14 protein-coding genes and 1 riboswitch are annotated in these 11,554 nt (G+C 67.3%); of the genes, 1 reads left to right on the top strand and 13 read right to left on the bottom strand.

The window, feature by feature from the left end; genetic code table 11:
• Positions 1-88: 88 nt before the first annotated feature.
• Positions 89-544 carry a phosphoribosyl-AMP cyclohydrolase gene (gene hisI, locus AC3A4Z_RS00865; protein ID WP_498709410.1) on the bottom strand — a complete coding sequence of 152 codons (456 nt, stop codon included), beginning with the start codon at positions 542-544 and terminating at the stop codon, positions 89-91.
• Positions 545-656: 112 nt separating this feature from the next.
• On the opposite strand from hisI, the gene AC3A4Z_RS00860 reads away from it, so the two are divergent.
• Complete coding sequence (locus AC3A4Z_RS00860) at positions 657-1,301, top strand: TIGR03085 family metal-binding protein (protein ID WP_493971513.1); 645 nt, start codon at positions 657-659, stop codon at positions 1,299-1,301.
• A gap of 2 nt (positions 1,302-1,303) precedes the next feature.
• Here AC3A4Z_RS00860 and hisF read toward each other — a convergent pair whose 3' ends face one another.
• The 12 genes from hisF to def form a co-directional block, all read right to left on the bottom strand.
• Entirely contained in the window at positions 1,304-2,080 is a 777-nt protein-coding gene (gene hisF, locus AC3A4Z_RS00855) for an imidazole glycerol phosphate synthase subunit HisF (RefSeq protein ID WP_498709409.1), read from the bottom strand.
• Positions 2,081-2,134: 54 nt separating this feature from the next.
• Entirely contained in the window at positions 2,135-2,995 is an 861-nt protein-coding gene (gene hisG / locus AC3A4Z_RS00850) for an ATP phosphoribosyltransferase (RefSeq protein WP_050055438.1), read from the bottom strand.
• Positions 2,996-3,087: 92 nt separating this feature from the next.
• Positions 3,088-3,351: a phosphoribosyl-ATP diphosphatase gene (locus AC3A4Z_RS00845; protein ID WP_050055439.1), complete on the bottom strand. Its 264-nt coding sequence runs from the start codon at positions 3,349-3,351 to the stop codon at positions 3,088-3,090.
• A 102-nt stretch (positions 3,352-3,453) separates the two neighbouring features.
• Positions 3,454-3,942 (bottom strand): 6,7-dimethyl-8-ribityllumazine synthase, encoded by a 489-nt coding sequence (ribH, locus tag AC3A4Z_RS00840; RefSeq protein ID WP_493971515.1) that lies wholly within the window; start codon positions 3,940-3,942, stop codon positions 3,454-3,456.
• Between the two features lie 51 nt (positions 3,943-3,993).
• The gene (gene ribA, locus AC3A4Z_RS00835; protein WP_498709407.1) at positions 3,994-4,767 is read right to left on the bottom strand and encodes a GTP cyclohydrolase II; all 774 of its coding nucleotides are present in this window, start codon (positions 4,765-4,767) and stop codon (positions 3,994-3,996) included.
• Positions 4,764-5,504, bottom strand: a complete 741-nt coding sequence (gene ribB, locus AC3A4Z_RS00830) for a 3,4-dihydroxy-2-butanone-4-phosphate synthase (protein ID WP_498709406.1) — start codon at positions 5,502-5,504, stop codon at positions 4,764-4,766. Before ribB ends, ribA begins: the two co-directional genes overlap by 4 nt.
• Positions 5,501-6,145: a riboflavin synthase gene (locus AC3A4Z_RS00825; protein ID WP_498709405.1), complete on the bottom strand. Its 645-nt coding sequence runs from the start codon at positions 6,143-6,145 to the stop codon at positions 5,501-5,503. Before AC3A4Z_RS00825 ends, ribB begins: the two co-directional genes overlap by 4 nt.
• On the bottom strand, positions 6,145-7,212 hold the full coding sequence (gene ribD, locus AC3A4Z_RS00820) for a bifunctional diaminohydroxyphosphoribosylaminopyrimidine deaminase/5-amino-6-(5-phosphoribosylamino)uracil reductase RibD (protein WP_498709404.1): 1,068 nt from the start codon (positions 7,210-7,212) through the stop codon (positions 6,145-6,147). Before ribD ends, AC3A4Z_RS00825 begins: the two co-directional genes overlap by 1 nt.
• A 224-nt stretch (positions 7,213-7,436) precedes the next feature.
• A riboswitch (FMN riboswitch) is annotated at positions 7,437-7,586 on the bottom strand.
• 39 nt (positions 7,587-7,625) lie between these two features.
• On the bottom strand, positions 7,626-8,303 hold the full coding sequence (gene rpe / locus AC3A4Z_RS00815) for a ribulose-phosphate 3-epimerase (protein WP_498709402.1): 678 nt from the start codon (positions 8,301-8,303) through the stop codon (positions 7,626-7,628).
• 93 nt (positions 8,304-8,396) lie between these two features.
• Positions 8,397-9,992, bottom strand: a complete 1,596-nt coding sequence (locus tag AC3A4Z_RS00810; protein WP_498709401.1) for an RsmB/NOP family class I SAM-dependent RNA methyltransferase — start codon at positions 9,990-9,992, stop codon at positions 8,397-8,399.
• Entirely contained in the window at positions 9,989-10,909 is a 921-nt protein-coding gene (gene fmt, locus AC3A4Z_RS00805) for a methionyl-tRNA formyltransferase (protein WP_498709397.1), read from the bottom strand. The genes AC3A4Z_RS00810 and fmt overlap by 4 nt, the downstream gene beginning before the upstream one ends.
• Entirely contained in the window at positions 10,906-11,520 is a 615-nt protein-coding gene (def, locus tag AC3A4Z_RS00800) for a peptide deformylase (protein WP_498709395.1), read from the bottom strand. Before def ends, fmt begins: the two co-directional genes overlap by 4 nt.
• Positions 11,521-11,554 lie beyond the last annotated feature (34 nt).

Raw genomic sequence — 11,554 nt, 5'->3', positions numbered from 1 at the left:
CCTGCGCCGGTACCTGTTGCTCGATGGTTGCAGGGGTGGCCAACCCTCCCCTGCCTGCCGCAGGTGGCCTGCGGTCAGTGGAAGTAATTCAGAGTGCCTGGCCTGTGGTGACAGCCAGGTCCCTGCCGTCGAAGCAGGTGCGGGTGCCGGTGTGGCAGGCGGCACCAACCTGGTCCACGCGCACCAGGAGGGCGTCGCCGTCGCAGTCCATGGCTACGGACTTGACCCACTGCACGTGCCCGGATGTGTCTCCCTTGCGCCAGTACTCCTGGCGGGAACGTGAGTAGAACGTGACTCGCCCGGTGGTCATGGTGCGGTGCAGTGCTTCGTCATCCATCCAGCCAAGCATCAGCACCTCATTGGTATCGAACTGCTGTACGACGGCGGCCACCAGCCCTGCGCTGTCCCGCTTCAGCGCGGCGGCCAGATCGGACGGCAGGGGGCTGGCCGCAGGGGCGCCTTCGGAAGTTCCGGCCGGGCCCGGCAAGGGTGCTGCGGGCAGGGCGGAAGCAGGGGCGGGGACGGGGGCGGGCTGCTCAGACATCAAATCAAGTCTAGTGCCTTTGCCATGCCCGGATCCGTGTGTGAACAACGGCACGCCAGCACCGGTGGCCGCGCTGCCCAACTGCTGGGCTGTCGTGCTAGTTTCACAAGTGATGCATTTCGTCGATCCGTCCCGAGAAGTCCTGGCCGAAACCCTGCTTGCGGCCGGTCCTGACGCGCCCACGCTCTGCAAGGGCTGGCGCACCAGGGACCTTGCCGCACACCTGTACCTGCGTGAGCGCAAGGCCGCTGTGGGCCTGGGGCTGATCATCAAACGCCTGGCCAAGGCCTCGGACCAGGCCACGGCCAAGCTGGCAGCAAAGCTGACCACACCGGAGGCGTACTCGCGGCTGGTGAATACGTTCCGGGCGGGACCGCCAACGCTGTCCCCCATGAAGATCAAGGCCTTGGACGAAAGCTCCAACCTGATCGAGTACTTCGTGCACACCGAGGACGTCCGCCGCGCCGTGGACCGCTGGGCGCCCAGGGCTCTGGACGAGGCGTACTCGGAGGCGCTGTGGGATGAGCTGGTGAAGCGTGCCGCCATCCTGTACCGGGGCGTCGATCTGGGCATTGTGCTGGTGCGGCCCTCCGGTCCCCGGCACGTGGCCAAGCGGGCCCCTGTTTCGGTGGCCATCGTGGGCGAGCCGGGCGAGCTGCTGATGCACGCCCACGGCCGCACGCGCCATGCCCTGGTCACCTTCGAAGGCCAGCCCGACGCCGTCGCCCTCCTCCAGTCAGCCGAAGTAGGGCTTTAACCTCAGCGGACTTCGAAGCCTGCTTCGCGGATCGCCTTCTTGACCTGGGACATCATGTCGTCCGGGCCCCAGTGGAAGATCGATGCGGCCAGGACCGCGTCAGCACCGGCGGCGACGGCCAGCGGGAAGTGCGCCGGCTCCCCCGCACCGCCGGAGGCAATGATGGGCACTTTGACGGCGGCGCGGACCAGTTTGATGAGTTCGAGGTCGAACCCGTCTTTAGTGCCGTCGGCGTCGATGGAGTTCAGCAGGATCTCCCCGACGCCGCGGTCCGCGGCTTCCTTGGCCCAGGCGATGGCGTCGATCCCTGTGCCGGTCCGCCCGCCGTGGGTGGTGACTTCAAAGCCCGACGGCGTGGGGTGGGATCCGGGGCGGGTCCGGCGTGCGTCCACGGACAGGACGAGGACCTGGGAACCGAAGTGCCGGGTGATCTCGTCTATGACGTCGGGCCGGGCAACGGCTGCGGTGTTAATGGAGGCTTTGTCCGCGCCGAAGCGCAGCAGCTTGTCCACCTCGGCCACACCGCGCACACCGCCGCCGACGCACAGCGGGATGAACACTTCCTCGGCGGTCCTGCGGACCACGTCGAAGGTGGTTTCGCGGTTGCCGGAGGAGGCGGTGACGTCAAGGAAGGTCAGTTCGTCGGCACCGGCGTTGTCGTACCGGTGGGCGAGCTCCACAGGGTCGCCGGCGTCGCGGAGGCCCTCGAAGTTAACGCCTTTGACGACGCGCCCGGCGTCCACGTCGAGGCAGGGAATGACGCGTACGGCTACTGCCATGGGAAACTCCTGGAAATTCTGTGGTGGATGTCGCGCTGGATCCGCTGGGTGGAATCAGATGCGGCAGGCGTGGATGCTGCTGACCAGGATGGCGCGGGCCCCGAGGTCGTACAGCTCATCCATGATCCGGTTGGTTTCGCGCTTGGGCACCATGGAGCGGACGGCCACCCAGTCCGAGTCGCGCAGCGGCGAGACCGTGGGCGATTCCAGTCCGGGTGTCAGCGATGCGGCCTGTTCCACGAGTTCCTTGCGGATGTCGTAGTCCATGAGGACGTACTGGCGCGCCACGAGCACACCCTGCAGGCGCCGGATCAGTACCTCGATCTCCTTGGCTGTGCCGTTCGCGGCACCGCCGGCGCCGGTGCGCCGGATCAGGACGGCCTCGGATTTGAGGATGGGCTCGCCGAAGATTTCCATCCCGGCAGCCTTGAGGGTGTTGCCGGTTTCCACGACGTCGGCGATGGCATCAGCAACACCGAGCCGGACCGAGGACTCCACGGCGCCGTCCAGCCGGACCACCTTGGCGTTGATGCCGCGTTCGGCGAGGTAGCCGCGCAGCAGGCCGTCGTAGCTGGTGGCCAGGCGCTTGCCTTCCAGCTCCTCAACCTTGCCGAAATCCCCGACGGGACCGGCGAACCGGAACGTGGAGGCGGCGAATCCCAGCGGAAGCAGCTCCTCTGCCTCCACCTCCGCGTCCAGCAGCAGGTCGCGTCCGGTGATGCCGACGTCAAGCGTTCCCTGGCCCACGTACACGGCGATGTCGCGGGGACGGAGGAAGAAGAACTCGATGTCGTTGTCCGGGTCCACCATCACCAGCTCACGGGTATCACGCCGCTGGCGGTATCCGGCTTCGGACAACATCGCGGAGGCGGCTTCGGACAGGGAACCCTTATTGGGGACGGCTACTCGCAGCATGGGGAAATCTTTCTAAATGTGGAAATGTCCAGGTGTTCAAGCAGTGCAGGCCACGGCAGGCACCGGCGGCACAAGGCGCGCCGGACTGGTGGCTACAGATGCTTGTAGACGTCTTCCAGGGTCAGGCCTTTGGCGAGCATCAGAACCTGCAGGTGGTACAGCAGCTGGGAGATTTCCTCGGCCGCCGCTTCATCGGATTCATATTCGGCAGCCATCCACACTTCGGCTGCTTCTTCAACGACTTTTTTGCCGATGCCATGGACACCGGAGTCCAATTCAGCGACGGTGCGGGAGCCTTCCGGGCGGGCGGCTGCCTTCTCGCTGAGCTCAGCGAACAGCGTCTCGAAATTCTTCACGCCCTCCAGCCTACTTGCTGCGGCCCAAAGGGCGCTTGTCGGGCCGTTGCATGACGGGCGCTATGTGAGTGAACACACACGCGCCCGCCATCTGCCCCGGTGCTAGCTGCGGTACTGCTTCAGCACCACGGCGGTGGCGAGGGCCGCGGTCACAGCCTCGTGGCCCTTGTCTTCCTTCGAGCCGGGGAGGCCGGCACGGTCCAGGCCCTGCTGCTCGGTGTCGCAGGTCAGGACGCCGAAGCCCACGGGGACGCCGGTGCGAACGCTCACGTCGGTGAGTCCCGACGTCGCGGCCTGGCAGACATACTCGAAGTGGGGCGTGCCGCCGCGGATCACGACGCCGAGGGCCACCACGGCGTCGAAGTGCGGCGCGAGGCGCGCGGCTGCCACCGGCAACTCAAAGCTGCCGGGCACCCGCAGGACGGTGGGCTCGGCGATGCCGGCGTCCTTGGCCGCGCGCAGGGCACCGTCCAGGAGGCCGTCCATGATCTGGGTGTGCCAGCTGGCCGCGACGATGGCCAGCTTCAGCTGGGACGTTTCGGCCGGGTTGAGGGTGGAGAGGTCGATGTCGGGGGCGCCGTGTCCGCTCATAGGTCAGTACTGTTCCGTTCGTTGTGTTGGGTCAGCAGCGAAATGTGCTGTTCAGTCTTGTTCGTGCTCGAAGCCGGCGCCGGGACTGGCTACCGGCACCGGGCCCACGTGGGAGCCAAGCACCAGGCGGTGCTCCATGCGGTCCTTCTTGGTCTGCAGGTACCGGATGTTCTGGTCGCGCGAGGGCACCTCGGTGGGGACCATTTCCACCACCTTGACGCCGGCCTTCGCCAGCCTGTTCTGCTTGTCCGGGTTGTTGCTCAGCAGTCGCACCTCGTGCAGCCCCATTTCGGCCAGCACCTGGGCGGCGGCCTTGTAGCACCGGGCGTCCACAGGCAGGCCAAGCTGTTCATTGGCCTCCACTGTGTCGAAGCCGGCCTCCTGCAGGGCGTAGGCCTTGATCTTGTTGGCGAGGCCGATGCCCCTGCCTTCCTGCCCGCGCAGGTACAGCAGCGTGCCGCCGTGTTCGCGGATCATTTCCAGGGCGTAGGCAAGCTGCTCGCCGCAGTCGCAGCGGTACGAACCAAAAACATCTCCGGTGAGGCATTCGGAGTGCAGCCGGACCAGGGGCGCTTTTCCATCCTTGGGCGGGTTCGGAGAGCTGACCGCCAGGTGCTCATGGCCAGTGACCAGATCGGTCCACGCCTGGGCCACGAAGTCGCCGAAGGCTGTGGGCAGCTGCACGATGGGCCCGCCGCTGACCGGATGGGGTACCCGGCTGCTGGCCGATTCCGCCTGGGGATGGCTGTGTGCCGGTTCGGCCTTGTGGTGGCCGTTGCCTGAGTCAGGCAGGTGACCGTTGCCCGAAGCTCCGGAAGCCGTCATCGTATCTCCTCTTCTCCGCCCGTGCGTCCTGCCCGGGTGTTGCCGTCAGCCGTGGTGCCCGCCGTGCCGAGGTAGGTCACCAGGTCCTGGATCGAAATCAGGGGGCATCCGTGTTCAGCAGCGAAGGCACGGAGCCCGTCCAGCCGCATCATTTCGCCGTCGTCGTAGACAACTTCGGCGATCACAGCCACAGGTTCCAGGCCGGCCAGGCGGCACAGGTCCACTGCGGCCTCGGTGTGGCCGGGACGTTCCCGCACACCACCGTCAACCGCTCGCAGCGGGAAAATATGCCCGGGCCGGGTCACGGACGACGGCCCGGACTGCGGATCCGCGAGCACCCTCGCAGTGAGCGCCCGGTCCGTAGCGGAAATCCCTGTGCTGACACCGGTAGCGGCATCGCAGGACACGGTGTAGGCGGTGCCCTTGGCGTCTTCATTCACTTCCACCATGGGAGGCAGTGCCAGGGCATCGGCACGGTCACCGGACAGCGGGACGCAGATGACGCCGGAGCTGTACCGGATGGTCCAGCCCATCAGTGCCGGTGTGGCGAACTGGGCCGCGAAAATGATGTCGCCCTCGTTTTCCCGGTCCTCGTTGTCCACGGCCAGCACGGGTTTGCCCGCGGCGAAGGCCCGGACGGCTTCCTCGATGGTGCTCAGCCGTAGTGTGGGGTTCTGCTGAGGGCGGGAGTGGTCAGCAGTGGCCACCTCGGGTTCGACTCGTACGGCGGCGTTCATCGTGTTCCTCCTTCAACAGCGGCGGGCGCCGCCGTGTTGAACGCCAGCAGGCGTTCGGTGTACTTGGCCAGCACGTCAACTTCCAGGTTCACCCTGCTGCCGGTGGTCTTGGTACCGAGGCCGGTTTCAGCCAAAGTGGTGGGGATCAGCCCCACTTCGAACCAGGGTTCCTGCTCCGCGGCAGGGCTGACGGCCGTTACGGTGAGGGATACGCCGTCGATGGCAATCGAGCCCTTTTCCGCAATGTAGCGGGCCAGGTTCGCGGGGACGCCGAAGCGGAGCCGGTCCCAGTTGCCCAGCGGCTCGCGCTCCAGCAGCACGCCGACGCCGTCCACATGGCCCTGCACCACGTGTCCGTCGAGCCGTCCGCCGGCGGGAACGCAGCGTTCAAGGTTGACGGGATCGCCCGGTGCAAGTTGGCCGATGGTGCTGCGGACCAGGGTCTCGCCCATCACGTCAACGCTGAACTCCTTGCCGTCGATTTCAGTGGCAGTAAGGCAAACGCCGTTGACGGCGATGGATCCGCCCAGGGCGAGCCCCTCGGTGGTGCCGGGTGCGTGCAGCCGGAGGGTGGCGCTGGCGTCGCCGTCCTTTTCCACGGACAGGACCTGCCCCTGCTCGGCAATAATTCCGGTAAACATCAGTAGCCTCCCTGGGCTTGCTCCGCGGTGGCGCGGGACGGTTGTGGGTCGAGGGCAACAGTGCGTTGCGGTCGGAGATGGAGTCTTAGGTCACGGCCCAGTGTCCGGACGGCACCGCCGTCGGATGCGTCCCACTCCCAGTGCTGTGCGTCAGCGAGGGTGCTGATGCCCAGGCCGGTGAGGGCAGGGGTTCCGGAGCCGAGCAGTGTGGGCGCCAGGTAGACAATGAGTTCGTCCACCAGCCCGGCCGCGAGGAAGGCGCTGAGGATGCGGGATCCTCCTTCGACCATCAAATGGCGGGTTCCCGTCTCATACAGGCGGCTCAAGGCCTCGCGGGGATCGCGGGTGGCGAGATGCACTACACGGCCATCGGTCCCGTGGACGGCGGCGTCCGCGGGAATGTCGCGCAGCCCCATAACAGCGCGCACGGGTTGTTTGGTGGCCGGGGTGCCGGCAGCGTCCCTGGCGGTGAGGCGCGGGTTGTCCACCAGCACGGTCTGCGTGCCGACGAGGATGGCATCGATGCGCCCCCGGACGGCGTGGTTGTCGGCGAGGGATTCCGGGCAGGAAATCCACTGGCTGGTGCCGTCTTCGGCAGCGATGCGGCTGTCCAGGGTCTGGGCGATGTGCAGGGTGACGAACGGGCGTTTTGCCGCCACCGCCTCGAACCATTGGCGGTTCAGGTCCAGCGCTTCACCGGCACCAAGGCCGGCGCGGACACGGACACCCGCCTGCCGAAGGGTGGCAGCGCCGCCCGCTGCCGGATCATGCGGATCGTCCACGGCGTACACGACGTCGGTGATGCCGGCGTCAATGATCGCCTGCGCGCAGGGGCCCGTGCGCCCGATGTGGTTGCAGGGCTCCAGGGTGACCAGCATGGTGCAGCCCGAGAGATCGATTCCGGCAGCCGCTGCCTGCGCTATCGCGTCCACTTCGGCGTGGGCGGTGCCGGCACCGCGGTGGAACCCGCTCACCAGTTCGCGCCCTTCAGGATCGACGACGACGGCACCCACCAGGGGATTCGCGCCGCGGGGACCGTTGAGGGCCGCCTTCAGGGCGGTTGCCATGGCGGTGGTTTCAGCAGCGGTAAAAGCCGTGACCACCCCCGCCGTCACGCGGCGGCCCCGCTGGTTGGGCCGGCAGGCATGCCGGCAGCAGGAATAGTGGCCTCAAAGAGCCATCGCAAACGGTTCATGATGCTTGTGTCGTTCCTTCCCTCTCGAACCGCGATGGCTCCGGGGGTATACGACAGCAGAACGCCGCGGCGTCACAGGACGCCGCAGAAACAGCTGTACGTGCTTCTCTCATCCAGACTTTAACTGTCGGTACCGGAATTCCACCGGTTCAACCGTCTGCCGGTGTCCTCCCGAAGGAAGCACCGGCTCGCGGGTCGCGGACTGTCACCGCCGGTTCGGACTTACACCGACCCCGGAGCACGTATGTGTGTTGCTATTGTGCCACAACGACAGAGGACTCCCTGTTATTCCGCCGCGGAACGTAACGTTTCGCTGCCTGACTGCCGCAGCCGGTCAATTGCGGCCGCCGGATCATCGGCACCGTAGACGGCAGAGCCGGCCACAAAGACGTTGGCACCGGCCTCGGCCGCGCGGGTGATGGTGTCCTCGGTAATGCCGCCGTCCACCTGGATGGCCACTCCGATTCCGGAACCGTCGATCGCTTTCCTGGCGCGCCGGATTTTCGGCAGGGTCACATCCAGGAAGGCCTGCCCGCCGAAGCCGGGCTCCACCGTCATGATCAACAGCACGTCCAGCTCTGACAGCATGTCCAGATACGGCTCCACCGGGGTGCCCGGCCGCAGGGCCATGCCTGCCTTGGCGCCCCTGGCCCGCAGTTCGCGTGCAAGTTTGATGGGGGCAATGGCGGCCTCAGCGTGGAACGTGACGGACGCCAGCCCGGCATCCGCGAAGCCGGGCGCCCAGCGGTCGGCGTCGGCAATCATCAGGTGGGCATCGAGGGGCACAGGGCTGACTGCCTGGATCCGTTGCACCACCGGCAGGCCGATGGTGAGGTTGGGCACGAAGTGGTTGTCCATCACGTCCACGTGCACCGCGTCCGCATTGCTGATGCGCTTGAGCTCAGCCTCAAGGTTGACGAAGTCGGCAGAGAGGATGCTCGGGTTGATGCAGCATTGCGTCACGGGGGTACCTTTCACGGGCAGGACTCCGGGGAGCCGGTGCTTGTTGCGGATCAGTGCTAAAGATCAGGGCTTTACTGGTCAGTGCTTCACAGATCAGGGCTTTTTGCGGATCAGGGCAAGGAACATGGCGTCGGTGCCGTGGACGTGCGGCCACAGCTGGGCGGTGGACTCGTGCCCTGCGCCAAGGTTCCCGGTCAGGCTCACACTGTCCAGGACCTGTCCGGCCTCCAGCAGCTCCAGGTCATCGCGCTTGCGGAGGGCGTCGCTGACCACGGCGGTGGTTTCGGCCGGGTGGGGCGAGCAGGTCACGTAGGCCACCACGCCGCCGGGGCGGACAGCAGCCAGTGCGGAGGCGAGCAGTTCACGCTGGAGCGGGCCGAGGTCGGCCAGGTCCTTGGGCGTGCGGCGCCAGCGGGACTCCGGCCGCCGCCGAAGCGCGCCCAGGCCACTGCAGGGGACGTCGACCAGGACGCGGTCAAACGACTCGGGCTTTTCGGTACCCACGTCGCGGCCGTCGCCGGTCCTGACCTGCCAGGTTTCCCGGGGCACGGCCGACAGCGCCTGGCTGACCAGCTTGGCACGGTGGGGTGCAGGTTCATTGGCCAGCAGCGTGGCGCCCCTCTGGCTTGCCAGCGCACCGAGCAAAGCAGCCTTGCCGCCCGGGCCTGCGCACAAATCCAGCCAGGCCTCGCCGTCGTGCTTTGCGTCAGCCCCATCAGCATCGCCGGCGCCGCGATCCGGGCGCAGGTCAACGGCCGCCATGGCCCGTGCCACCAGCTGCGAGCCGACGTCCTGGACCCTGGTGCTGCCCTCCCTCACTGAGGCAAGCCGGCCCAGGTCACCGCCGCTGGACAGTGCGGAACCTTCCACCAGTTCACCCGGAGCGGCGCCGTTTTCAAGGGCCTCGTCAAGGCTTCCGATGCCCGGCAGTGCCACGAGGTTGACCACCGGTGCGGCGTTATCCGCTTCGAGGAGGTCGTTGATTTCCGAGGCCGGGCGCCCGTGCGCCGCCAGCGACTGGCGCATGGCGCGGACAATCCACTCGGGGTGCGCGTGGCGGAGGGACGCTACCTTGGTCTCATCCGTTTCGCCGGCGGTCAGGAGCTCCAGCCATTCCTCGAGGGTGTGCGCAGCGACTTTGCGGAGGACGGCGTTGATGAGGGCTGAGGGTCCCGCGCCGATGACGGCGCGGGCCAGTCCCACGGTCTGGTCCAGCGCTGCGTGTGCGGGAACCCGCATGGCCAGCAGCTGGTGGACTCCGAGCCGGAGGGCGTCGAGGATGGCCGGGTCCAGCTGGTCCAGCGGACGGTCCACGCAGCGGGCCAGGATGGCGTCGTAGGTTCCCTGGCCGCGAAGGGCCCCGTAGCTGAGTTCGGTGGCGAACCCGGCGTCCCGCTTGTCCAGTCCGTGGTGCCGGATCCGTGCCGGCAGCACCAGGTTGGCATAAGCGTCCTCGGCGGCCACAGCCCGCAGGACTTCGAACGCCACCAGCCGGGCGGGATCTGCCCGGCGTGTCCGCTGGGACGGCGCGTTTTCAGTGAAACTGCGCTGGGAAGCCCGGTTCCGTTCCCGGCCCTTGGCGTTGCGGTTGCTGGAATCGCGCGGCCCGCCGTTGCCGCGGCCGCTTCCTCCGCGCTGGCCGCCGCCGGTTCTTCCGCGGCCGCCCTGATTGTCGCCGGAACCGCTCATTCGAACACCACGCTTTCAAGGGAAGCCATGCCGCGTGCCCAGTCGGCAGCGGCCATCATTTTTTTGCCGGCGGGCTGGATCCGGGTCAGCTCCACGGCGTGCGAACCGGTTCCCACCAACACGCTCTTACCGTCGACGGACACGGCGCCGGGCGCCAGCTGTGAAACGTCAGGCCGCAGCCGCACCGGCTCCAGCTTGACGCGCTGGCCCGCCAGGACCGTCCAGGCTCCCGGCTCCGGAGTGACTCCCCGCGCCTGCCGTCCGATCGCCAGGGCCGGGTGTTTCCAGTCCAGGCGGCCGTCGTCGAGGGTCAGCTTGGGCGCCAGGGAGACCTCACCGGTCTGCGGCACAGCGGCGGCCTTGCCGGCGTCGATGGCCGAGAGGGTTTGGGCGAGCAGCACGGCGCCGCTGTGCGACAGCCGTTCCAGGAGCTCCCCCGCGGTGTCCTCGGGCCCCACCGTTTCCGTCAGGGTTCCGAACACCGGCCCGGTGTCCAGGCCCTCCTCCAGCTGGAAGGTCACAGCGCCGGTGATGTCGTCGCCCGCCATCACGGCCCGCTGCACGGGGGCAGCACCGCGCCAAGCGGGAAGGAGGGAGAAGTGCAGGTTGATCCATCCGTGCCCCGGGATGCCCAGTGCCGGCGGCGGAACCAGCCCGCCGTAGGCCACAATGGCGGCGACATCGGGATTGGCCGCGGAAATCCGGGCAGTGGTTTCATCGTTGATCCGGGACGCGTGGATCACCTCGATCCCCAGCTCGGCTGCCCGGGCGGCCACCGGCGAAGGGGTCAGCACACGCTTCCGGCCAATCGGCGCGTCCGGCCGGGTAAGGACGGCAACGACGTCGAAGCCTGCTTCGACGAGCGCATCAAGGGACGGGACGGCGACGGCGGGGGTTCCCGCGAAAAGGACCCTCACCCGTTGGTACCGGCCGCGCCTGCACCGAAGCTGGACCCGGAAACTCCGCTGCCAAAGCTCGCGCCCCCGAAGCTGGAGCCGACTGTCTTGGCGCGTTTCGCCGTCGTCTTTTCCGTGATGGAGTCGTAGTTGGCGTTGCGGATGGAACGCAGGGCAGCTTTGCGGTCCTCCCCTTCCAGCCTGTCCGTGTAGAGGATGCCGTCCAGGTGGTCGTTCTCGTGCTGGAAGCAGCGTGCCAGCATTCCTTCGCCCTCGAGGGTGACGGGGTTGCCGTGCATATCTACGCCAGTGACGCGGGTGGCGCGGTATCGCTTGACCGGGAAGCCCAGGCCCGGGATGGAGAGGCAGCCTTCCACGTGGTCCGGCTGGAAGTCCTCGCTGTTTTCGAGCACGGGGTTGATGATGTGCCCTTCCACGCCGTCGATGCGGTAGGTGAAGACGCGCTTGCTGACGCCGATCTGAGGGGCGGCGAGGCCGGCGCCGTCCACGTCCTCCATGGTTTCGGTCATATCCGCCACCAGCTTGGCCAGCTCAGGCCCGAAATCCGTCACAGGATCGGCAACTGTGCGGAGCACAGGATCACCGATGATGCGGATATTCAGAATAGCCATGCGCTGTTTGTCCTTACGGTAGGCGGCAAAGGGG

It is taken from the genome of Arthrobacter sp. Soil_C_49 (genome assembly GCF_057656635.1).
Note: the sequence above shows the minus strand (reverse complement) of the source record. Positions and strands in the feature narration are given on the sequence as shown.